Source organism: Azospirillum sp. SYSU D00513 (assembly GCF_017356015.1).
Lineage (GTDB): Bacteria > Pseudomonadota > Alphaproteobacteria > Azospirillales > Azospirillaceae > Azospirillum.
Map to the genome: position 1 here is coordinate 27,527 of NZ_JAFIQV010000014.1, position 23,049 is coordinate 50,575.

The 23,049-nt window shown below is 67.2% G+C and carries 13 protein-coding genes; 7 read left to right on the top strand and 6 right to left on the bottom strand.

Going from position 1 to position 23,049, the window contains the following annotated elements; all coding sequences use genetic code 11:
• The first annotated feature begins 75 nt into the window (after window positions 1-75).
• Window positions 76-1,215: an alanine racemase gene (gene alr, locus JUB11_RS12490; RefSeq protein ID WP_207458957.1), complete on the top strand. Its 1,140-nt coding sequence runs from the start codon at window positions 76-78 to the stop codon at window positions 1,213-1,215.
• Window positions 1,212-2,516, top strand: coding sequence for a D-amino acid dehydrogenase (locus JUB11_RS12495; RefSeq protein WP_207458876.1), 1,305 nt, complete (start codon window positions 1,212-1,214; stop codon window positions 2,514-2,516). Before alr ends, JUB11_RS12495 begins: the two co-directional genes overlap by 4 nt.
• Window positions 2,517-2,558: 42 nt before the next feature.
• Here the strand turns inward: JUB11_RS12495 and JUB11_RS12500 are convergent, their stop codons facing one another.
• A complete protein-coding gene (locus JUB11_RS12500) occupies window positions 2,559-2,798 on the bottom strand; it encodes a hypothetical protein (protein WP_207458877.1) in 240 nt (79 codons plus the stop codon).
• Window positions 2,799-3,452: 654 nt separating this feature from the next.
• On the opposite strand from JUB11_RS12500, the gene JUB11_RS12505 reads away from it, so the two are divergent.
• Window positions 3,453-4,130 (top strand): response regulator transcription factor, encoded by a 678-nt coding sequence (locus tag JUB11_RS12505; RefSeq protein WP_207458878.1) that lies wholly within the window; start codon window positions 3,453-3,455, stop codon window positions 4,128-4,130.
• Between the two features lie 106 nt (window positions 4,131-4,236).
• Here JUB11_RS12505 and JUB11_RS12510 read toward each other — a convergent pair whose 3' ends face one another.
• The 3 genes from JUB11_RS12510 to JUB11_RS12520 all read right to left on the bottom strand — a co-directional run bounded on the left by JUB11_RS12510 (window position 4,237) and on the right by JUB11_RS12520 (window position 7,529).
• Complete coding sequence (locus tag JUB11_RS12510; RefSeq protein ID WP_207458879.1) at window positions 4,237-6,048, bottom strand: ATP-binding protein; 1,812 nt, start codon at window positions 6,046-6,048, stop codon at window positions 4,237-4,239.
• A gap of 225 nt (window positions 6,049-6,273) precedes the next feature.
• A complete protein-coding gene (locus JUB11_RS12515) occupies window positions 6,274-6,936 on the bottom strand; it encodes a ChrR family anti-sigma-E factor (RefSeq protein WP_348771420.1) in 663 nt (220 codons plus the stop codon).
• Window positions 6,933-7,529 (bottom strand): sigma-70 family RNA polymerase sigma factor, encoded by a 597-nt coding sequence (locus JUB11_RS12520; protein ID WP_247887013.1) that lies wholly within the window; start codon window positions 7,527-7,529, stop codon window positions 6,933-6,935. The genes JUB11_RS12515 and JUB11_RS12520 overlap by 4 nt, the downstream gene beginning before the upstream one ends.
• A gap of 266 nt (window positions 7,530-7,795) precedes the next feature.
• Between JUB11_RS12520 and JUB11_RS12525 the strand changes: the two genes are divergently transcribed.
• Together JUB11_RS12525 and JUB11_RS12530 are read left to right on the top strand one after the other, a co-directional pair.
• Window positions 7,796-9,061, top strand: a complete 1,266-nt coding sequence (locus JUB11_RS12525; protein WP_207458881.1) for a glycerate kinase — start codon at window positions 7,796-7,798, stop codon at window positions 9,059-9,061.
• Window positions 9,062-9,439: 378 nt separating this feature from the next.
• Window positions 9,440-9,661: a hypothetical protein gene (locus JUB11_RS12530; protein WP_207458882.1), complete on the top strand. Its 222-nt coding sequence runs from the start codon at window positions 9,440-9,442 to the stop codon at window positions 9,659-9,661.
• 118 nt (window positions 9,662-9,779) lie between these two features.
• Here JUB11_RS12530 and JUB11_RS12535 read toward each other — a convergent pair whose 3' ends face one another.
• Both JUB11_RS12535 and JUB11_RS12540 read right to left on the bottom strand, forming a co-directional pair.
• Complete coding sequence (locus tag JUB11_RS12535; protein ID WP_207458883.1) at window positions 9,780-10,478, bottom strand: extensin family protein; 699 nt, start codon at window positions 10,476-10,478, stop codon at window positions 9,780-9,782.
• Between the two features lie 134 nt (window positions 10,479-10,612).
• Window positions 10,613-20,170, bottom strand: coding sequence for a SwmB domain-containing protein (locus JUB11_RS12540; protein WP_207458884.1), 9,558 nt, complete (start codon window positions 20,168-20,170; stop codon window positions 10,613-10,615).
• Window positions 20,171-20,629: 459 nt separating this feature from the next.
• Between JUB11_RS12540 and JUB11_RS12545 the strand changes: the two genes are divergently transcribed.
• Both JUB11_RS12545 and JUB11_RS12550 read left to right on the top strand, forming a co-directional pair.
• Complete coding sequence (locus JUB11_RS12545) at window positions 20,630-22,267, top strand: TolC family protein (RefSeq protein WP_207458885.1); 1,638 nt, start codon at window positions 20,630-20,632, stop codon at window positions 22,265-22,267.
• On the top strand, window positions 22,264-23,046 hold the full coding sequence (locus tag JUB11_RS12550) for an efflux RND transporter periplasmic adaptor subunit (RefSeq protein WP_207458886.1): 783 nt from the start codon (window positions 22,264-22,266) through the stop codon (window positions 23,044-23,046). The genes JUB11_RS12545 and JUB11_RS12550 overlap by 4 nt, the downstream gene beginning before the upstream one ends.
• Window positions 23,047-23,049: the final 3 nt, after the last annotated feature.

Sequence of the window (23,049 nt, forward strand, 5' to 3'; positions counted from 1 at the left end):
TGAAGAATGCAGTATCGTCGCACGCGGAGGTGGCCTGTCATGATCCCGAGGTCTTCCGTTCTGCCCAAGCCGGCGATGGCCGTTGCGGAGACCGGGTCGGGCAGCGCCGCCGACCGTGCCGGAGCCCTGCTGACCATCGACCTGGGCGCCATCCGCGAGAATTACCGGCTGCTGCGCGGCCGGCTGGGCAGTGGTGTCTGCGCCGGCGTGGTCAAGGCCGATGCCTATGGGCTGGGCGCCGCCCGCGTGGCGCCGGTCCTCTATGACGAGGGCTGCCGGGAGTTTTTCGTCGCCCATCTGGAAGAGGGCATCGCCCTGCGGTCGTCGCTGCCGACGGACGCCGAGCTGTTCGTCCTGCATGGCGCGCCGGCTGGCGCCGAGTTGGACTGCGCCGAGCATGGATTGACCCCGGTGCTGAACAGCCTGGAGCAGATCGACGCCTGGACCGCCTTGGCGGCGACTGTCGGGCGGAGTCTGCCGGCGGTGCTTCAGGTCGACAGCGGCATGGCGCGAATGGGCCTGCCGGAGGACGAGCTGTCGGTCCTGGCGGAGGATCCGGGCCGCCTGGAAGGCGTCGGGCTGCGCGCGGTGATGAGTCATCTCGCCTGCGCCGACGACCAGGAGCACCCGGCCAACCGCGAACAGCTCCAGCGCTTCCGCTCGGCCCTCCGCCGTCTGCCCGCGGCACCCGCGTCCTTCGCCAATTCCTCGGGCATCTTCCTGGGTCCCGATTATCATTTCGACATGGTGCGGCCCGGTGCCGCGCTCTACGGCGTGGCGCCGGTGAACGGCCAGCTGAATCCAATGCGGCCGGTTGTCCGGCTTCAGGGCAAGATCGTTCAGGTCCGCGAGGTGCCGGCCGGGACGCCGGTCGGCTACGGCCACAGCTTCCGGACCACCGCGCCCGGGCGGATCGCCACCGTGTCGGTGGGCTACGCGGACGGCTTCCTGCGCAGCCTCGGCAACCGGGGCATTGCCCATGCGGGGTCGGTGGCCCTGCCTTTCGCCGGGCGGGTTTCGATGGACTCGATCACGCTCGACGCGACGGCGCTCCCTCGGGGAGCGCTGCCCATGGGCACGCTCGTGGACCTGATCGGGCCGGAACAGCCGGTGGACGCGGTCGCCGAGCGCGCGGGCACCATCGGCTATGAGATTCTTACCAGCCTCGGCGGCCGCTATTGCCGCCGCTACATCGATGGGGGAGTGGAGGCATGAAGGTCGTCGTACTCGGGGCGGGCGTCATCGGGGTCACCACCTCCTATTACCTGGCGAAGCTCGGGCATGAGGTCACGGTCATCGACCGGCAGCCCGGCCCCGGGCTGGAGACCAGCTACGCCAACGCGGGCCAGGTCTCGCCCGGCTATTCAGCGCCCTGGGCCGGGCCGGGCGTGCCGCTGAAGGCGGTGACGTGGCTGACGATGGAGCATGGCCCCCTGGTCATCAAGCCGCAGCTCGATCCACGCATGTGGATGTGGCTGGCCCAGATGCTGCGCAACTGCACGGCCGAACGCTACGCCGTGAACAAGGCGCGGATGGTCCGGCTGGCCGAATACAGCCGCGACTGCCTGCGGGCGCTGCGCGCCGAGACGGGCATCCGCTACGACGAGCGCAGCCTCGGAACGCTCCAGCTCTTCCGGACGCAGAAGCAGCTCGACGCCTCGGCCAAGGACATCGCCGTCCTGAAGGAGTCCGGGGTGCCCAACGAGCTTCTCGACCCGGCGGGCTGCGTGGCGGTGGAGCCGGCGCTGGCGGCCGTGCGGGACAAGTTCGTCGGGGGCCTGCGGCTGCCCGGCGACGAAACCGGCGACTGCCGCATGTTCACGGGCGAATTGGCCCGCATGGCGGCGGAGCTGGGGGTGGATTTCCGCTTCAACACCGCTATCCGGCGCCTGAACGCCTCGGGCGGGCGGGTGGTCAGCGTGGCGACGGACGCGGGCGATGTCGCCGCCGACAGCTTCGTCCTCGCGATGGGCAGTTTCTCGCCCTTCCTGGTGAAGGAATTCGGGATCGACCTGCCGGTCTATCCGGTGAAGGGCTATTCCATCACCGTGCCGATCACCGATCCGGACGCCGCACCCGTCTCGACCGTGATGGACGAGACCTACAAGGTGGCGATCACCCGGCTGGGCGACCGCATCCGCGTCGGCGGCACGGCGGAGCTGTCGGGCTATGCCATCCAGCTCAGCACACCCCGGCGCAAGACGCTGGAGCATTCGGTGACGGACCTGTTCCCGCGCGGCGGGGACGTGGGCCGGGCGGAGTTCTGGAGCGGGCTGCGCCCGATGACGCCGGACGGAACGCCGGTGATCGGCCCGACGCCGCTGTCGAACCTCTATCTCAACACCGGGCACGGCACGCTGGGCTGGACCATGGCCTGCGGGTCCGGGAGGCTGCTCGCCGACCTCGTGTCGGGGCGGCAGCCCGAAACCGATCCCACGGGCCTGTCCATCGCCCGCTATGCCGGCGAGACGGCCCGCCCGGCAGCCATGAAGGGCGCGCGGGCGGCATCCGCCTGAGGCGCTGGCGAGTTACCGGCGGCCCCGTCCGGGGGCAGGCGTTCAGGCGGCGGCCAGCGCCTCGCCCCCGGTGGGCGCTCCGGTGGCCCGCAGTTGGACCGGCAGCCGGTAGCTGGCGCGCTGCTCGCGCAGGCTGCCGAGCAGTTCCGTCAGGCTTTCACGGGCGAAGGCGCTCATCGGCGCGGTCAGCCTTGCTTCGACGGTGCCGATGAACTCCTCCAGGACGCTCAGATGGACCTGCGAGGCGGTGAAGAGTTTCTGCGCGGCGTCGGCGGTCATCATGGCTCGGATCTCCGATGGAGCAGGATTTCGTGAGGTCATTGAGCCGTCACGCTGGTTAACGACATGTTAAAGATGTCCTTTGTTTTGGCTGGTTCCTTGTTATTGCCTCCTTGGCGCCACGTGGATCCTGAACGAGCCCAAAGCTCCCCTTTCCGGCTAATCTCTTCCGCCTCATCCAAAGGGGCGGACCTATCATCGGGGAAGCCTCCCGTAAGAAAACCCCGTATTTCTGGCAATTGCCGTCAAATCGCGGGTGGATTGTGAATGGTCTTCACCGCCGCACGCGAAAAGAGCGTGCTGGTGGATCCCGTGCTGTGGCCTTTCCATGACAAGCGTTCCGGCGAGACTGAAAGCGGCGATTCTTGCGCCTGAACGGGGTCATAGGACCCCTGCCTTTCTCGGCACATGCCCGCTTTGCCACGGCAATGGGGGATATGATCAATGAATCCGGAATTTGATACTTAGGGGAAATGTTCGCTCCCGCGAGAAGGGATTACCTTTCATCCAATGGTGGTCGCTCCCGATGGAGCGCTCAGCCGGATGACGGGGCGAGACGGGTGCGTCCGTGGCATCGGGCCGGAGCAAAAGGGGCGGGCCGCCGGAACGGCGCGGAAGCGACCGAAGACAAGAACTCAAAATGGCGGGTCAAGAGCAATGGACAGCATCACCACTTTCCTGATCGATTCGAACAAGCTGTTCCGCGAGGGGATGAAGCGGCTGTTCGACGGCTCGCCCTTCGCGGTGGTCGGCGAGGCGGGTTCCGTGCGCGAGGGGATCGGCTCGGCCGCCGCAGCGCCGGCGCTGGTGCTGGTGGACCCGGTCAGCGGGAACGAGGAGGAGGTCGAGGCGATGCGGGCGCTGCGCGCGGAGCATCCGGGCCTGCGCATCGTGGTGCTGACTTCCGATCTTTGCACGCGGCGCCTGTCGGGTGCCCTGGGGGCTGGCGCCGACGGCTACCTGATGAAGGACATCGCCTGCGAGTCGCTGATGCAGTCGCTGAAGCTTGTGATGATGGGCGAGAAGGTGTTCCCGACCCACCTGGCCGAGCTTCTGGTGAGCGGCCGCACCGAGGAGATCGGGGCCGAGGTGCCGGCGCGCCGCAAGGGGCTGTCGCAGCGCGAGGTGCAGATCCTGCGCTGCCTGCTCAACGGCAACTCCAACAAGATGATCGCCAACCATCTCAGCATCACCGAGGCCACGGTCAAAGTCCACCTCAAGAGCCTGCTGCGCAAGATCAACGCGTCCAACCGCACCCAGGCCGCCATCTGGGCCATGAACAACGGCATCGGCGACCACGCCGCCGACGCGGCCGGGATCAGCGCCACGGCCTGACGCCGAGGCCGGAGCCCCGGCCGGGGAGCCACCTCGACGCGGCATCGAAGGCCTCTCTCCCGCGCTGGGGGAGGGGCCTTCGCCCTATTTGGGGCAGGCGTCAGGATCAGGCGGGCTCCAGCGCCTGACCCGCGCGCCTCGGTTCCGCGTCCTCTGCCTCCTGGGGCAGGGAAATGATGACGGTGGTGCCTGCGCGCGGGCGGCTCTCGATGGCGAAGCGGCCGCCCTGAAGCTCGATGAGGCGCTTGGCGATCGGCAGCCCGAGCCCGGTTCCCTGCGTGTGGCGGGTCTTGTGGTTCTCGAGCTGCTGGAAGGGCTCAAGGGCCTTGGCGAGGTCGTCGCGGTTCATGCCGACGCCCGTGTCGGCGACGATGATGCGCGCCCAGCCATCGTCGCTGTCGACCGTCAGGATGATCCGGCCGCCGGGCGGCGTGAATTTGATCGCGTTGGAGAGCAGGTTCAGCAGGGTTTGGCGCAGTCGAAGCTCATCGGCAAGCGCAATGACGCTCTCGCGCGGAAGCTCCGTGACGAGCCTCAGCCGAGCCGCTTCGGCCTGTTCGCGCACCAGCCGGACGCATTGCGCCGTGACATGCTGAAGGCTGACACGCTCGGGACGCAGGATCATCTGCCCGGACTCGGCCTTTGCGTGGTCCAGGATCTCGTTCACCAGGGCGAGCAGATGCTGCCCGCCGCGGTTGATGTCCCGCGCATATTCGACATGCTCCGGCGGCACCGGGCCGGCGGTCTGGTCCATGATCAGCTGCGAGAAGCCGATGATCGCGTTGAGCGGTGTCCGCAGCTCATGGCTCATGTTCGCCAGGAACTCCGACTTGGCCCGGCTGCCGGCCTCGGCGGCGTCGCGCGCACGCTTCAGCTCCGCCTCCGCCGCCTGCGAGGCCGTCACGTCGATGGCCACCACGAGCGCCGCCGGGCGGCCCTCGAAATCGATGGAGTGCGAGGCGATCTCGACGGCGATGAGAGTCCCGTCGGCCTTCCGGTGGCGCCAGGGTGTGGAGGAATGCTGGAGCTTGGAGATCCGGGGTGCCGCGAGGTCGGACCGCAGCCGCGCAAGATCCTCCGGCGGGCGGATCTGCTCTATGGTCATGCCCAGGAAGCACTCCCGGCTGTAGCCGTACCGGGCGACGGCGGCGTCGTTCACCGCCAGGAAGCGCAGGCTTTCCAGGTCATACACCCACATCGGCAGCGGGTTCGCCTCGAACAGCAGCCGGTGCGATGCCTCGCGCCGCTTGAGGTCGGTGATGTCGATGCGCACGCCGACGCTCCCGCCGTCCGCCAAACGGCGTTCCTGGACGAGCAGCCAGCGGCCGTCATCGAGCGGCTGTTCGTGACTGCCGGTCTGGTGCGCGTGAAGCTCCAGCCGCTCGGCCAGCCACTCCTCGATCCGGCCGACCGCATGGGCGTACATGCCCCGTTCGGCGCCCTGGCGCAGCACATCCTCGAAGCGGGCGCCCGCGACGATCAGGTCGCGGCATTTGCCGTAGAGTTCCTCGTACCGGCTGTTCCAGAGCACGAAGCGGTCTTCGGCGTCGAACAGGGCAACACCTTCGGGAATCGTTTCGATGGCGCCGACGAGGCGAAGGTTCGAACGGGCGAGTTCGTCCCGGATGAAGACCGCTTCGGCCTGGGTCTTTCTCAGATCCCACAGGGTCCGTTCATAGGCCTGCGCGTTCCGGCGGGCCTGGCGCCAGCGCCGCACGGCGAAGCATCCGAATCCGAAGACGCTCAGCGAGAGGCCGACCACAAGGCCATTGGGCTGGAGATGCCCCATGCCATGCTGTTCCGCCCAGTCGAGGATGCGGTCGCCGAGCCCGGCGCCGGTCGCCGCCATGTAGGCGGGAACGCCGCAGGCGAGCAGGATCAGGACTTCCGCCGCCTCTTCCGGAAGGACGCCGACCATGCCGCGGCCGGCCTTCCGGATAGGGTCCGGAAGGAGGCGGGAGGGGCGTTCTTTGGTCGGAGGGACTCGGCGCTGTTCCATCTCGGCCTCGGTTCGGTAGGGACCGGATGTCACAAGAATGACGCTGAAACATTAACAAGAACTTCAGGCGCAGCCGGACGTTGCAAACGCCCCGCGCTTCGGCGTGGTGGCGACTCTTGCACGGGAAGCGGTGATACGCGCCCGTCAGTCGCGCAGGAAGATCAGCGGTCCGTCAAGCAGGAACAGGCACAGGCACTCGCCATGCTCGTCGCCAGTCGCGTGGTGATCCGTGTCCCCGACGTAGGAGGCGACGTCGCCCGGCCGGAACTGGCCATACTCGTCCGTGTAGGAACCCCACAGCACGAGCAGCATCTCATCCGCCGTGTGGCGGTGTGGAGGCACGGCCTTTCCGGGCTGCATGCGCAGAAGGCAGATGGTCGACTCGTCGGCCACCGACCAGGTGGAAAGGTCGATTCCTGGCGCGATGTTCGACCATTCCAGCTCCTCGTAGGGGGCCGGGAAACGGCTGCGCAGCGGTTCGGGGACGCGGGCGAAGGCGCCGGTGGGGAGCGGCACCTTCGCGCGCGGCGGCGGTGGCTGGAGGTCACCCGAATCCAGCCGGCCGAGCAGCGCCTGGAGCCCGTCTTCCGACACCGGTTCGGGCGGAAGGGCTTCGAGCCAGTCGCCGCATAGCGATTCGAATTCGGCGACGCGCGCGCGGCAGGCGGGGCAGTAGGCGAGATGCGTTGCCACGAGCAGCGACTTCACCTCCAGCATCGTTCCCGAGGCGTAAGCGATCAGAAGATCGTCACCAGGGTGAGATGTCGGCAGGTCATATGCCGTTTGGCGGTGTGCCGTACGAATCACGCGCTCTCCTTCATCGCACCCTTCAGGTGCTCCAACGCCGCACGCATGCGGGATTTTACCGTACCGAGCGGAATGTTCCGCTCCGCTGCGATCGCACTCTGCGTCTTGCCTTCGATATACGCGAGACGCAGCAGATCGGATTGGCTCTCCGGCAAGGATTCCATCGCTTTTTGCAACGTGCGGCGGTTCTGGGCAAGGGCAAGCTGCTCGTCGGCCGCCGATTCCGGTGCCGGAACCAGCATCGGGTCGTTGGGATCCAGCTCCGGACGGCGTTCGCGCCGGAGCCAGTCGATGCGGCGGTTGCGGGCAATGGCGAAGATCCAGGTACCGACCGCGGACTGCGAGGCGTCGTAGGTTTCCGCCCGCTGCCAGACGGCGATCATCACTTCCTGGGCGAGTTCCTCCGCTTCGGAAGCGCCCAGCCCGCCGCGCATGGCGTAACCCTTCACGCGCGGCGCGAACAGCCGGTAAAGCGCGGCGAAGGCCGCGCGATCCCGGTCGCGGACCACGAGGGTCATCAAGCGCTCCGACGCGCGGTTCGCCTCGGCTTGAGCGTCCACGGTGAGGTTCATATGCCCCTTGCGCACCGACATTGATTGAGGCGTCTGCCTCCCTGTAATAGCTTTTGGCACGAAAGTATTGCGCAAAGGTGAAGACTGGCAATTGTCGCCGGTACGCATCGTTGCCTATTCTGCATCAAATGTACGCTACCGTACGGGCCGTGCCAACCTGAGCTTTCCGTCTTGCGGGAAAAAAGCCCGGCACGGAAAGCTTTGTTGCCCGGACGGACTTAACGTACTTCCATCCACCAAAGCGGCCCGCGCATGAGGCCGCCGGACTGGCCCACGGGGAACGCACGATGACCACCGATCCGAATACCCTTCTCAACGACATGTTCCGCGCCGCGGTGACGTCCGCGCTGCCGGCGGCCTGCGTGCCGGCGCATTTGCCGGAACCGCCGAAGGGCCGCACGGTCGTGGTCGGCGCCGGCAAGGCGGCCGCGAGCATGGCCAAGGCGGTGGAGGACCATTGGAAGGGGCCGCTGTCAGGGCTGGTGGTGACGCGCTACGGCCACAACGTTCCCTGCGAGCGGATCGAGGTCGTGGAGGCGAGCCACCCCGTGCCCGACGCGGCGGGGGAGGAAGCGGCGCGGCGGATCCTGGAACTGGTCGGAACGCTCGGGTCCGACGACCTGTTGCTCTGCCTCATCTCGGGCGGCGGGTCGGCGCTGATGGCGCTGCCGGCAGCCGGCCTGACCATGGCCGACAAGCAGGCCGTCAACAAGGCGCTGCTGAAGTCCGGCGCTTCGATCACGGAAATGAACTGCGTGCGCAAGCACCTCTCCGCGATCAAGGGCGGCCGGCTCGCCGTGGCGACGAAGGCGCGGGTCGTGTCGCTGGTGATCTCCGACGTGCCGGGCGACGATCCTTCCGTCATCGCCTCCGGCCCGACCGTGCCCGACCCGACGAGCTTCGCGGACGCGCTGGCCATCATCGACAAGTACGGGATCGAGGCGCCGGAGTCCGTCATGCGCCACCTGACCGAGGGACGCGACGAGACGCCGAAGCCGGGCGACCCGCGCCTCTCCGACGCGCGCATGGTGATGATCGCCACGCCGCAGATGGCGCTGGAGGCCGCCGCCGAGGTGGCGCGCAAGGCCGGCTACGAGCCGGTGATACTCGGCAACGCGCTGGAGGGCGAGTCGCGCGAGGTGGCCATGGTCCATGCCGGCATCGCCCGGCAGGTGGTCGAACACAACCAGCCGGGCCGGGCGCCTTGCGTCCTGCTGTCCGGCGGCGAGACGACGGTCACCGTGCGCGGCAAGGGACGCGGCGGGCGCAACGCCGAATTCCTGCTGGCCCTGACGGTGGCGCTGGACGGGCTGCCGCGCGTGCACGCGCTGGCCGCCGACACCGACGGCATCGACGGGACGGAGGACAATGCCGGCTGCATCACCGGCCCCGACACGCTGGCCCGCGCCGCGGCGGCGGGCATCGACGCCAAGGCCTGCCTGCGGAACAACGACGGCTACAGCTTCTTCGCCGGGGTCGGCGGGTTGGTGACCACCGGCCCGACCCTGACCAACGTCAACGACTTCCGCGCGCTGCTGATCGAAGCACCCTGACGTTCCCCGTCGCGACCCCAGTCTGTTCGCCTTCCAATCTCCCCGCGCCCCCGTTTCCGCGAAAGCCGAAACGGGGGCGTTTTCCTTTCCCTCGAAGTCAGGCGCGGAAGGCGCCGACGCCCACAGCGTGGTGCAGGAAGCGGCCGGTGCGGCGTTCCGGAGTGATCGCCGGCGGCAGAGCAGACGCCGGAGAATGCTCCCCAACAGCGCGGCTTTCCCATTCAGGCAATTCGAAGAAATGATTGTTTGCGTCACGGAAAGTGTAGCCGTAGTCTTTTGAGAGCTATGCGTTTCTGCTCTGTTGCATTGCAAAATGTGCGGATTTGGCATTGGGTGTACCAGCCTATATTCGTCTCCATAAGAACAAGGAGACCTGCTGTGACCTACTCGACCGTTTCCCAGTTCGGCACCGAGCGTGGCCCGTCCCGTTTCTTCAAGGCTGTCCGCGAGTTCGTCAGCGCTTGGGCCGAGGCGTCCGCCGCTTACACGCTCTACCGCGAGCTGTCGCCGAAGAGCCCGTCCACGCTGGCGGCCAAGGGCCTGCGCCGCGAGGACGTCGCCCGTTACGCCATGGACCTGCCGAAGCTGCCTCGCGCCTGATGGAGCGCCAGGCACTCCTGGTCCCAAAGGGCCAGGCGGTGCCGATGGCGGCAAGGCGTATCGGCGCATCCACGAAAAAGGACCGCAACGGCGTTGCGGTCCTTTTTTTGCGCGTCCTTCAGCGGCAGCTTCCGAAGGGACCCATGTCCAGGTGGAAATGGTCTCTGTGGGCTTGGTTGTAGTCCGGACCGAGAACGACATCGAAGAAGCGGCAGGCCCCCTGCTGTACGTCGCGCAGGAAGGCCCGCTTGGCCGGTGAGCCGCCGTTCCAGTCCACGGCGACGGAGATCCGGGTTCCGTCTTCGAGAATGAAGGCAGCGACGTCCAGGGCGTTGGCCGTGGCGTGCTCGCTGCGCCGGGCGGAGGCTCGGTTGTAGATGTTCCGGCATGCATAGCTGCCGAGATGGACGACGCGGGTGACCGGCTTGCGGAAATGCGCGCGGGCGGCCGGTTGCAGGGCGTGGCGCTCGAACAGCGACCAGGCCGCACTCACCGCGCAGGTGGCGGTGAAGGCGCTGCTGAACTCCAGCCCTTCCGAACGGCTCACCCGCACCGTGCCCTCCAATGGGCAGCCCCTGTCCGATGGGCGGTCGGGCAGGGGCGTGAAGCGCAGCCCGGACCTGCCGAGCGCGGCAAGGCACCGCGGCAGGTCGCCCTCCAGCCGTGACAGCTTGAACCCCGTCAGCAGGTTGGGCTCTGCCCGAATGTCCAGCGGCGCCCACGGGTCGAAGTCAGGGGGCAGTGCGAGGCGACCGGTCAGGAGCAGCGCGCCGGCCGCCAGGAGGGCGGCCAGCACCAGGACCATGAACCAACGCATTCGCCGCCCCTGCCGTCACGCGCCACCCGGCCCTTCCATATGGAGGCCGGGGACGGGTGCCGCCACGCCTCCGGTCGGGTAGGGGGCGCCCGCACCCGCACCTGGAACCTGCCAAGGGCTGCTGCTTTGCAGGGTCAACCGACCAGCATGTCCTCCAGGCTGCGCAGCAGCGCCGCGATCTCCGCCGCAACGCCCGAGCCGGCGGCACCACTGAGTTGCTGGCTGAAAGCCGGCTTGCCGACCGGCGCCGCGGGTTCCGCCGCGTCGGCCCGGCGGCCATTCGCTTCGGTCCCGCCGGCAGGGGCATCCTGGGCGTCCGCGCCGTTCGGCTCCCCTGCCGGCTCGCCCGCCGGCTGAGCGGCGCCGTCCGCGGGGGCATTGGCAGGGGCGCTGGCCGGTGCCGCGTCGCCGGCCGCCGGGGCGGAACCCTGACCCTGCGCCGGTGCGTTCGGCTCGGCCGGAGCGCCATCCGTCTCCCCGGCGTTCTCGCCGACGCTGATACGGAACTCGGTCACCGCCTCGGCACCCTGGCTGTCGCGCGCGATCACCTTGATGTTGACCGGCTGGTTCAGGTCGGCTGGAGGGCTGCCCGTGAAGGTGCCGGAGGAGGCATCGAACTTCAGCCAAACCGGCAACGGCGAGCCGTCGGCCTGCGTCGCTTCCAGCGTGACGCTGGCCTGCGGATCGGTGCTCTGGAAGGTGCCGGCGGGCACGGCGAAATTGCTCGGCTGGCCGGCGCTGATCACGCGGTCGCCCACGGTCCCGACGACCAGGAGGCTAGGGCCGCTGCCAGCCGCGTTGGTCGCCAGCACCACGGGAGGCGGAAGGCTGTTGATGGTGGACGAACCGTTGCCGGCCAGCGGCGTGTTCGGACCTGGGTCGGAAGTGGCCACGGCCGGTGTACTGGCAACAGAAAGCGGGGCCGCCGGCGTGTTCGCCGGGGCCGGGGTGGATGTTTGGACCGGCGTAACCACGGTTTGCGTGGCTGTGGGCGCAGCCGGTGCTGTGGGCGCAGCCGGTGCGGTCGGCACCATGGTTGTCACGGTCGTCAGCACCGACGCCCCTGGAATGGTGGGCGCGGCCGGTGCGCCGGTGCCTGTCTGCACCGTCGACAGAACCGCAGGTGTGGCGGGCGCGACAGGAGGAGCGGGAGGCGCGGGGGGCGAAACGGACGCTGTCGGCGGAATCGGTGGCGAAGCGACCGGCGGTGCCACCGGATCCGGAGAGGGCGGTGCGACCGGCGGCGATACGACTGGCGGCGGCGATACTGGAGGCGACACCGGATCCGGAGTCGGCGGCGCGACCGGTGGCGAAACGACCGGCGGCGGCGATACTGGAGGCGACACCGGATCCGGTGTCGGCGGTGCGACCGGCGGCGAAACGACCGGTGGCGGCGATACTGGAGGCGACACCGGATCCGGAGTCGGTGGTGTGACCGGCGGCGATACAACCGGCGGCGATACGACCGGAGGAGACACGATCGGGGGCGGCGGCGGCGGCGGGGGCGGCGGAGGCGGTGCGGGAGTGTCGTTGGTCACCGGCTGGTTCACCAAACTGACCGCGTCGTTCCCCGCCGCGTCCTGGACGGCTTGGGAGTCGTCGATGGCGGACGGATCGGTGTAGCTGACCGTGATCGCCTGCCCATGCGATGCCGCAGTGCCCAGGGTCAGGGTGACCGTCCTGTTCGCAGCGTTCACCGCGACGTTGGTGACGGTAACGGGCTGGCCTGCAACCGTCACGGCGAACGCCGTTCCTGCCGGAGCGCCCGTAGCATCGAGGGTGCTGGCTTCGGTATAGGTCAGGACCAGCGTGTTTCCGTTGACGACGGCCGAGGCGATAACCGGCGCAACAGTGTCGTATTGGTACGTGAAGGTCGTCGCGTTGGACGCATTGCCTGCGGCGTCGACCTGCCGCACCTGCACCGTGTTGGAGCCCTGGGTCGGAACCGGAGCCGTCGTGGACCAGCTGGTGCCGTCGGTGCTGTATTCGACGGTGGCGTTCGCCTCTACGCCAGTAAGGCTGAGAGTGGCGTTGTTCGTGATCTTGTCGGTGGCTATCGTGCCGCTGTCGGTCAGCAGCCCGACACCCGGTGCCGTTGGTGCCGTGGCGTCGATTTTCAGTTCGCTTGACGTGACGTCGGAGTTGGCATTGCCAGCGGCATCGGTGACCTTGGCCTCGACACTGTAGCTCTGTCCGTCGACGAAGGTCCCGAGCGAGCCGGAGGTCGGCACGGCGGTGGAAAGGTCCAGCGTCCAGTTGCCGTTGCTGGGCACCACCGTATAGGTCGCGCCGTGCACGGTGACTGTCAGCGTCTCGCCGTCATTGACCGTGGCCGTGCCGGTGAGCGTCGGCGTCGTGCTGTTGGTGGTCTTCGTTGCGACCGTTGGAACCGCAGGCGCCGTGGTGTCGATCTTCAGTTCGCTTGCGGTGACGTCGGAACTGGCGTTGCCAGCGGCATCGGTGACCTTGGCCTCGACGCCGTAGGTCTGCCCGTCGACGAAGGTCCCCAGCGTGCCGGAGGCCGGCACGGCGGTGGAGAGGTCCAGCGTCCAAGTGCCGTTTGTGGGCACCACCGTATAGGTCGCGCCATTGATGGTAACCGTCAGCGTCTCACCATCGCTGACCGATGCCGTACCGCTGAGCGTGGGCGTCGTGCTGCTGGTGGTCGTCGCGGTGACCGTCGGCGCAGCCGGCTTGGTGTTGTCGAGCGTGTAATCCTGGTCGGCTCCGGTTGCGGTCCGGTCGGTCAGGGCGTTGCCGGCGGCGTCCGCGATGCTCGCGTTGGCCGCGAGGTCCAGGTTCAGCGTGCCGTTCGCGTCGGCGATGCCGCCAACCGTGACGTCGTAGACGCCGTCGCTGATTTTCGTCACGCCCGTGACGCTGGCCCCGGTGGCGGCCGTGCCGGACAGGGCGAAGTCCGCGGCATCGACGCTGGCGACTGCCTCGCTGAAGGTGACCCGGAAGGTCACGGCATCCGCGCTGGTGAACTCTGCCGCGGGCGTCTGGCGGACGCTGCTCGTCAGCCTGGGCGCCGTGGTGTCGATCTTCAGTTCGCTTGCGGTGACGTCCGAGCTGGCGTTGCCGGCGGCGTCGGTGACCCTGGCCTCGACGCTGTAGGTCTGCCCGTCGACGAAGGTCCCCAGCGTGCCGGAGGTCGGCACGGCGGTGGAGAGGTCGAGCGTCCAGTTGCCGTTGCTGGGCACCACCGTATAGGTCGCGCCATTGATGGTAACCGTCAGCGTCTCACCATCGCTGACCGATGCCGTACCGCTGAGCGTGGGCGTCGTGCTGTTTGTGGTCGTCGCGGTGACCGTCGGCGCAGCCGGCTTGGTGTTGTCGAGCGTGTAGTCCTGGTCGGCCCCGGTGGCGGTCCGGTCGGTCAAGGCGTTCCCGGCGGCGTCCGCGATGCTCGCGTTGGCCGCGAGGTCCAGGTTCAGCGTGCCATTCGCGTCGGCGATGCCGCCAACCGTGACGTCGTAGACGCCTTCGCTGATTTTCGTCACGCCCGTGACGCTGGCCCCGGTGGCGGCCGTGCCGGACAGGGCGAAGTCCGCGGCATCGACGCTGGCGACCGCCTCGCTGAAGGTGACCCGGAAGGTCACGGCGTCCGCGCTGGTGAACTCTGCCGAGGGCGTCTGGCGGACGCTGCTCGTCAGCCTGGGTGCCGTGGTGTCGATCTTCAGTTCGCCTGCGGTGACGTCCGAGCTGGCATTGCCGGCGGCGTCGGTGACCTTGGCTTCGACACTGTAGGTCTGTCCGTTGAAGAGAGGTTCCAGCGTGCCGGAGGTTGGCATGGCGGTGGAGAGGTCGAGCGTCCAGTTGCCGTTGCTGGGCACCACCGTATAGATCGCGCCGTTAACGGCGACCGTCAGCGTCTCGCCGTCACCAACCGTGGCCGTACCGCTGAGCGTGGGCGTCGGGCTGTTGGTGGTCGTCGCGGTGACCGTCGGCGCAGCCGGCTTGGTGTTGTCGAGCGTGTAGTCCTGGTCGGCTCCGGTGGCGGTCCGGTTGGTCAGGGCATTCCCGGCGGCGTCCGCGATGCTCGCGTTGGCCGCGAGGTCCAGGTTCAGCGTGCCGTTCGCGTCGGCGATGCCGCCAACCGTGACGTCGTAGACGCCGTCGCTGACCTTCGTCACGCCCGTGATGCTGGCCCCGGTGGCGGCCGTGCCGGACAGGGCGAAGTCCGCGGCATCGACGCTGGCGACCGCCTCGCTGAAGGTGACCCGGAAGGTCACGGCATCCGCGCTGGTGAACTCTGCCGCGGGCGTCTGGCGGACGCTGCTCGTCAGCCTGGGCGCCGTGGTGTCGATCTTCAGTTCGCTTGCGGTGACGTCCGAGCTGGCGTTGCCGGCGGCGTCGGTGACCCTGGCCTCGACGCTGTAGGTCTGCCCGTCGACGAAGGTCCCCAGCGTGCCGGAGGTCGGCACGGCGGTGGAGAGGTCGAGCGTCCAGTTGCCGTTGCTGGGCACCACCGTATAGGTCGCGCCATTGATGGTAACCGTCAGCGTCTCACCATCGCTGACCGATGCCGTACCGCTGAGCGTGGGCGTCGTGCTGTTTGTGGTCGTCGCGGTGACCGTCGGCGCAGCCGGCTTGGTGTTGTCGAGCGTGTAGTCCTGGTCGGCCCCGGTTGCGGTCCGGTCGGTCAGGGCGTTGCCGGCGGCGTCCGCGATGCTCGCGTTGGCCGCGAGGTCCAGGTTCAGCGTGCCATTCGCGTCGGCGATGCCGCCAACCGTGACGTCGTAGACGCCTTCGCTGATTTTCGTCACGCCCGTGACGCTGGCCCCGGTGGCGGCCGTGCCGGACAGGGCGAAGTCCGCGGCATCGACGCTGGCGACCGCCTCGCTGAAGGTGACCCGGAAGGTCACGGCGTCCGCGCTGGTGAACTCTGCCGAGGGCGTCTGGCGGACGCTGCTCGTCAGCCTGGGCGCCGTGGTGTCGATCTTCAGTTCGCTTGCCGTGACGTCCGAGCTGGCATTGCCGGCGGCATCGGTAACCTTGGCCTCGACACTGTAGGTCTGCCCGTCGACAAAGGTCCCGAGCGAGCCGGAGGTTGGCACCGCGCTGGAGAGGTCCAGCGTCCAAGTGCCGTTTGTGGGCACCACGGTGTAGGTCGCGCCGTTGATGGTAACCGTCAGCGTCTCACCATCGCTGACCGTAGCCGTGCCGGTGAGCGTCGGGCTCGTGCTGTTGGCGATCTTCGTTGCGACCGTTGGGACCGCAGGCGCCGTGGTGTCGATCTTCAGTTCGCCCGTCGTGACGTCCGAGCTGGCATTGCCGGCGGCGTCGGTAACCTTGGCCTCGACACTGTAGGTCTGCCCGTCGACAAAGGTCCCCAGCGAGCCGGAGGTCGGCACGGCGCTGGAGAGGTTCAGCGTCCAGTTGCCGTTGCTGGGCACCACCGTATAGGTCGCGCCGTTAACGGCGACCGTCAGCGTCTCACCATCGCTGACCGATGCCGTACCGCTGAGCGTGGGCGTCGTGCTGTTTGTGGTCGTCGCGGTGACCGTCGGCGCAGCCGGCTTGGTGTTGTCGAGCGTGTAGTCCTGGTCGGCTCCGGTTGCGGTCCGGTCGGTCAGGGCATTCCCGGCGGCGTCCGCGATGCTCGCGTTGGCCGCGAGGTCCAGGTTCAGCGTTCCGTTCGCGTCGGCGATGCCGCCAACCGTGACGTCGTAGACGCCGTCGCTGACCTTCGTCACGCCCGTGACGCTGGCCCCGGTGGCGGCCGTGCCGGACAGGGCGAAGTCTGCGGCATCGACGCTGGCGACCGCCTCGCTGAAGGTGACCCGGAAGGTCACGGCGTCCGCGCTGGTGAACTCTGCCGCGGGCGTCTGGCGGACGCTGCTCGTCAGCCTGGGCGCCGTGGTGTCGATCTTCAGTTCGCTTGCGGTGACGTCCGAGCTGGCGTTGCCGGCGGCGTCGGTAACCTTGGCCTCGACGCTGTAGGTCTGCCCGTCGACGAAGGTCCCCAGCGTACCGGAGGTCGGCACGGCGGTGGAGAGGTCCAGCGTCCAGTTGCCGTTGCTGGGCACCACCGTATAGGTCGCCCCATGGACGGTCACCACCAGCGTTTCGCCCTGCACCACGTTCGCCGTGCCGGTGAGCGTCGGCTTAGTGTTCTTGGTCGTAAGGCTGTCGACGGTCGGGATCGCCGGGGCGGTGGTGTCGACCACCAACTCCCCTTCGGTCGGGTCCGAAGACACGGTCGCTCCACCGCTCGATTTGACCGTGGCGGTCACGGAATAGGTGCCATCCGACAGGGCGTCACCGTTGGGGATGGTCAGCGACCAGTTCGCGTTGTCGAAGGAGAGACCATCCGCCGCCGTGTAGGTCTTCGTGAAAGTGCCGTTGGTGACCGTGACCGCCAATGTCTGGCCCGAATCAAGGGTAGCGCGACCTGTAATGGTGGGTGTCGTATCACGGGTGGTCTGGGCGATCACGGACGGGGGTAGATTGTAGGTAATGGGGTTGGCGCCGAGCGAAAAATCCAGGTCGCCGTCATGCTCGAAGCCGCGATTGGTCTGAGCGGCGCCGTAGGTCAGTTCGAACGAGGAAACATTGACCCATTTGAGCTGAACGGTGTTGCTCGGCAGTGCGGTTGAGTCGTTGGACGTTCCAGAGAACGTAACTTTTTCATTGGTCTTGTTGATCGTCAAAGACGTTGGCGATGCAACCGAATAGCTGCTGATTTGACCTAAAACAGCCGTCACGTATTCATTGGGGCCGTTTCCGTCAAGATCCTTGATGTTGAATGTGACGTTGCCGGTTACCGGAATGTCTGTTCCGGCCTTGAACAATTCCCAGCGGATAGTGAAGCTGCCGGCGCCGTCCGTGAGAACCTTCGGGTCATCGTTTACCGTGCCGAATTTGGGAGGCTTTCCAGTGGTGTTGGAACCTTCGACCAGAGTTGCGCGCAAATCGATCTTCGAACCATCGGGCAGGGTGGCGACGTTTTCCCAAAGTGCCGAAGTGCCTGACACTTCGTTATTCGAGCCGTGTGGTGCAGTCGGTTTCGTGCGCAGCTCCGCCAGCGTGTCGGACGAAGCCCCGATCCTCGGGCCGGTTGCGGTGGAGGCGCTGATCGTGAACGCACTGCTGGTGGTGTTGGTGACATCGGTCACGGCCAGAGTCGCGGCGTCATTGCCGGCTGCGTCCTGGATGGCGTTCGGGTCATTGCCAGTGCTCGGGTCGGTGTAGGTCACCGTCACCGTTTGGCCGCCGGTCACCGGTGATGCCAAGGTCAACGTGACCTTCTTGTTATCGGCGTCCACCGCGATGCTGCTGACCGTTATGGTCGTGCCGCCGGCCTTGACGACGAAGGCTCCGGCAGCCGGCGGATGCGCCGCATCCAAGGTCGTTGCTTCGGTGTAGGTCATCACCAGCGAGGTGCCGTTCACGGTCGCCGACGCGAACACAGGCGGTGTGGTGTCGGGCGTGCTGTTGATGACGCTGGTGGCCGCCAGGGTCGCGGCGTCGTTGCCGGCGCTGTCCTGGATGGCGTTCGTGTCGTTTGCGGCGCTTGGGTCGGTGTAGGCGACCGTCACCGCCTGGCCGTTCGCAACCGCCGATGCCAGCGTCAGCGTGACGGTCTTGTTGGCGGCGTTGACCGCGACACTGCTCACTGCGACGGCCGAGCCGCCCGCCATGACCGTGAAGGCGCCTGCGGCCGGCGGATGCGCTGCATCCAGGATAGTTGCTTCGGTGTAGGTCATCACCAGCGAAGTGCCATTCACGGTCGCCGACACGAACACAGGCGGCGTGGTGTCGGGCGTGCTGTTGGTGACGCTGGTGGCCGCCAGGGTCGCGGCGTCGTTGCCGGTCGCGTCTTGGATGGCGTTCGCGTCGTTCCCGGCGCTCGGGTCGGTATAGGCCACCGTCACCTGCTGCCCGTGCGTGACGGGGCTGGCGAGCGTGAGCGTGACGGTTTTGCTGGCGGCGTCGACCGAGACGCCGTTCACTGTAACCGCCGTTCCGCCGGCCATGACCGTGAAGGCGCCAGCGGCCGGCGGCCGCGTGGCATCCAGGGTGGTCGCTTCGGTGTAGGACATCACCAGCGACGTACCGCTTACGGTCGCCGAGGCGAAGACGGGCGGGGTCGTGTCAGTCGGGGATTCGCCGCCCAGCTGGGCGAAGGTGGTCGTCGCCGGGCTGAGGACCGACCAGGACGTGCTGTCGCTACCGCCGTATACGTCCTTGTTGATGGTATTGACCTGCGTCGATGACGTCAGCGCGAAGCGAAGCTGCGACGTTCGGTCGATGAACTGGAAGTCATCGGAACCTGGGTCACCGCCTGAATTCGTCGCCGGACGCCCGGAGATGTCGACCGAACTCAGTTTGCTCTTGATCGCGCTGATCGAGACGATGACGTCGATGTACTTCGACGAGCCGATCGTGACCGCGCTGACCGAGGCATTGGCTCCGGCCAGGGTGGTGATGCCGGTACCGCTGCTGAGAGCGACCGAACCGTCGAACGCGTGGTCCGAGAGCGCACTGGCTCCGATCACGAAGGTGGTCGAACTTGGGCTGTTGTTGTCGGTAGCCAAAGCGGATGCGGCTTTGGTCACGCCCGTGATATAGACGCCTTTGTTGCCGTTGCTCGTCAGGTTGGTATCGACGACGATGGCGAAATCCATTTTGCCGTCCGGACCTGCGGCGCCCGTGGGATTGTTGATCGCGTCGATGTCGATCTGAAGATATGAATTGAAAGCCGAATTTACCGCGACGCGCAGAGCGATATAACCATCACCATTGATGATGTTGCCATTAGCGTCGGTATCATAAACATAGGATGCGTACATTCCGACCGTACCGTAAAGGTCGGAAGTGTTCTGAATGGAGCTCTCGCCGGTGGCGTCGGGGGTGGCCAGAGCAAGATTGAGTTTCGTGTTGTCGGTGGTGATCCGCCCTCCGGACACGATGACGGTCCCGTCCACGTCCTTCAGCGTTCCCGAGGAAGCGGAAAGCACCGCGCCATAAGCTGGGACGGACAATTCGGACGCTTCGATGACGCCAGTGCGGGATTCGAGAGTCCAGTCCGCTCCGAACTCGGCGTTTCCCGTGAGATCATCGGACGCGGCGATGTCCGCGCCCGTCATCCGTGCCAGTTCGGAAAGCAGGATCTGGCCGTGATCCGCACTGGCCACATCGCAGCCATAGATGAGGATGTCCGCGTTTTCCGTCAGCGTCTGGCCAATGCTTTGAAGCTGGACGCTGAAGTCCGCGACGTTCCCAGCCGTTAGCGTTGTCGTGCCGAGGGTCACGCTTCCCGCCGAGCCATGCGAAATAATGTGGATCGCCTCGATCCCGGTCCGCCCCGAGAGTGCCCGCGCGATCTGGCCCAGGCCGTCCTGTTCGGCGTCGAGCACGACTACTTCCGTTCCGGCCGGAATGTCCCGCAGCATGTTCCGGTGGTCGCCGACAGACGAGTCGACGAAGACGATGGAACGCGGGGGTGTTGCCTGCGCACCGACCGACTCGGCTGCCTCGATCAGATGCTGATCAGCCATTGGAGACACGGCTGCAGGCAGGGCGTCGTCATGGGAAATTGAATGCGCCGTCTCCACAGCGGTCGCGACCCCCGCCGCATCGAACAGGAAGCGCGGTTCCAGCGCGATGGCAAGCCCGTCGGCCGGACGTGACGCCACCAAGCCGTGCTTTGCCTTGCCTTTCGAAACGCGCTTCAGAATGCCCATGGCCACTTCCCCTCGATCCGATGTTGCCCGGCTGAACACCACAGTATGCTGGAGCGCCGAGGTCCTTGTTCTTCCGGTTTCGACAATTCAGGTAAAGTTATAGGCAAATACGCATAAGCGGTTACGCCTAGAGCTTTTCATGAAGAGTTTTGTCCAACTCCGGTACTCGTCTGTTCTTCCGCGCCGTTCAGTTCGCTATTTTCTTCAAAAAAAGCGAAATGTAGCATTTTGTGACAAGATCTGACCTCTGTTCTTTTGCACCGCTCCAAGGGAAGCCCTGGATAGGAGCGTGACATCAGCGATCACTGATGCCGAAGCTGCCGGAAAGACTTGAATTTTTCAAGCATTTGTCTAGTGAGTTGACGCATGGTCGATCTGCGGCGTGCTTGGAAAGGAACTTCGGTGATGGTGACGGGGGAGAGGCGGGCCAGGAGGGTGTCCGATCGGATGCGGGCGGGTGTGTCGCGCCTGGTTCTGGCCGCAGCGGTGGCGGTCTCAGCCTCGGCCTGCGCGGTGACGCCGGAGCCGGTGACGGTCGAGCAGCGCCTCGCCCAGGCCAGGGACGACCGGTCCCGCCTCTTCGCCGATCAGGAGCCGGTGACCGGCCCCATCACCCTGGCGGAGGCCATGGCGCGCGCCATCAAGTACAATCTCGATTCGCGGCAGGCGCTGATGGAGGAGGTTCTCCAGGCGCGCCAGCTCGACGTCACCAGCTACGACATGCTGCCGCGCCTCGCGGCGAGCGCCGGCTACCTGACGCGGGCGCCCTCCAACGAGTCGCTGAGCCGCAACACCATCACCAACTTCCGGTCCATCGACCCGGCGATCAGCCAGGACGACAACCGGTTCGTCGCCGACCTCGGCCTGACCTGGAACGTCCTGGATTTCGGCGTCAGTTACTACCAGGCCAAGCAGCAGTCCGACCGCGTGCTGATCGCGCATGAGCGCCGCCGCCGGCTGATCAACTCCATCATCCAGCAGGTGCGCGGTTCCTACTGGCTGGCCGTCAGCAGCGAACGCATCCTCGTGGAGATCGAGCCGCTGCTGGCCGAGGCGCGCCAGGCGCTGGCCGACGCCCAGCAGGTGGAGGAGGAGCGGCTGAGGCCGCCGCTGGAGGCGCTACGCTACCAGAAGGCGCTGCTGGAGATCATCCGCCAGCTCGAGATGGTGCAGCAGGACCTCTCCATCGCCAAGGCGCAGCTCGCCGCCCTGATGAACGTCCCGCTGGGGCAGAGCTTCACGCTGGCGCTGCCGGAGGGGTTCAAGCAGGACATCCCGCAGATCGACATTCCCATCGAGCGGATGGAGACGGCGGCGCTCCTGAACCGCCCGGAAATGCGGGAGGAGCAATACCAGAGCCGCATCAACGCGCAGGAGGTCCGCAAGGCGATGCTGCGCATGCTGCCGGGCATCAACCTGAACACCTCGCTGAACTTCGACAGCAACTCCTACCTAGTCAACAACGCCTGGGCCGAGGCTGGCGCCAGGCTGACGCTGAACCTGTTCAACGTCTTCACCGGCCCCGCGAACATCGCCGCCGCCGAGGCGCAGGTCGAGGCGGGCGAGTTCCGCCGCCTCGCCCTCAGCATGGCGACGCTGACGCAGGTCCATGTGGCGGTCCAGCAGTACAAGCGCACCCGCACCGGCTTCGAGCAGGCGCGCCTGATGGAGACGATCGAGCAGCGCATCAACGAGAACATCCAGCAGGCGGCCACGGCCGACGCCGAATCCTCCCTGGAGCGGATCCGCGCCGGCGCGCAGGCGATCACCGCGAAGCTGGCGCGCGACCGCGCCTACGCGGAGCTGCAGAACGCGGTGTCGAGCCTCTATGTCTCGCTCGGACTCGACCCGGTGCCGGAGACGGTGGACAGCCACGACATCAAGGGCCTGACCGCCGGCCTGACCCCGCTGGTCGCCGACTGGATGGCCGGGCGCATCCGGCTGGACATGCTCCCGGCGGAGGAGGCGGTGCCGGCGGACCTCCCGGCCGCGGAAGCGCCGGAGCAGGCCATGCCCGAGCCGGTGGCACCCCACACCGGCGGCGTTCCCGTCGCGGCGGCTCCATCGGATCCGTCGATTGCCGGACCGTCGTCATGACGGCGCAACCCCCTCTGCGGGGCGGCCTCCTGAATGGTCTGACGGCCCTCCTGGTGCTGGGGGCCGGCGCGGCGCTGGCCCAGACCGCGCCATCGCCGGAGGAGCCGCAGCCGGAAATCCGCGCGCAGCTCAGCCCGACGCGCAGCACGGTGCTGTCGGCGGAGATCCCGGGCAAGATCGGCGATCTGAGCGTGCGCGAGGGTGAGCGCTTCGCGGAGGGGCAGCCGCTCGTGACGCTGGACTGCACGATGCACAAGGCCCGGCTGGACAAGGCGCTCGCCCTGCAGCAGGGCGCACGCAAGACGCACCAGGTGCAGGGGCGGCTCGCCAAGCTGGGGTCCAACAGCACCCTGGAGTTCGAGACCTCCGCCGCCGAACTCGCCGCCGCCGAGGCGGAGGTCGCCATGATGCGCACGGTCGTGAGCCGCTGCGCCATCGCGGCCCCCTTTCCGGGGCGTGTCGTCGAGCTGAAGGTGAAGCGCCACCAGTATGTCGGCGAGGGCAGCGAGCTTCTGGAGATCCTCGACGACCGCGAATTGCAGGTCGAACTGGTGGTCCCGTCGCGCTGGTTGACCTGGCTGAAGCCGGGCAGCGCCTTCACCCTGGCGCTGGACGAGACAGGCAAGGACTATCCCGCCAAGGTGGACAGGCTGGCGGCCCGCATCGATCCGGTGAGCCAGACGGTCAAGCTGTTCGGGTCCGTCACCGGCAGCTTCCCGGAACTGATGTCCGGCATGAGCGGCAACGCTCGCTTCGACATTCCCGCGCACGGCGGCTGAACT

What these genes read in the sequence shown, in the direction of transcription:
- JUB11_RS12535 (WP_207458883.1), bottom strand. Translation starts at nt 10,478, where the DNA reads ATGCGTTGGTTCATGGTCCTGGTGCTGGCCGCCCTCCTGGCGGCCGGC.
- JUB11_RS12525 (WP_207458881.1), top strand. Translation starts at nt 7,796, where the DNA reads ATGACCACCGATCCGAATACCCTTCTCAACGACATGTTCCGCGCCGCG.
- JUB11_RS12495 (WP_207458876.1), top strand. Translation starts at nt 1,212, where the DNA reads ATGAAGGTCGTCGTACTCGGGGCGGGCGTCATCGGGGTCACCACCTCC.
- alr (WP_207458957.1), top strand. Translation starts at nt 76, where the DNA reads ATGGCCGTTGCGGAGACCGGGTCGGGCAGCGCCGCCGACCGTGCCGGA.
- JUB11_RS12520 (WP_247887013.1), bottom strand. Translation starts at nt 7,529, where the DNA reads ATGTCGGTGCGCAAGGGGCATATGAACCTCACCGTGGACGCTCAAGCC.
- JUB11_RS12550 (WP_207458886.1), top strand. Translation starts at nt 22,264, where the DNA reads ATGACGGCGCAACCCCCTCTGCGGGGCGGCCTCCTGAATGGTCTGACG.
- JUB11_RS12540 (WP_207458884.1), bottom strand. Translation starts at nt 20,170, where the DNA reads ATGGGCATTCTGAAGCGCGTTTCGAAAGGCAAGGCAAAGCACGGCTTG.
- JUB11_RS12500 (WP_207458877.1), bottom strand. Translation starts at nt 2,798, where the DNA reads ATGATGACCGCCGACGCCGCGCAGAAACTCTTCACCGCCTCGCAGGTC.
- JUB11_RS12505 (WP_207458878.1), top strand. Translation starts at nt 3,453, where the DNA reads ATGGACAGCATCACCACTTTCCTGATCGATTCGAACAAGCTGTTCCGC.
- JUB11_RS12510 (WP_207458879.1), bottom strand. Translation starts at nt 6,048, where the DNA reads ATGGTCGGCGTCCTTCCGGAAGAGGCGGCGGAAGTCCTGATCCTGCTC.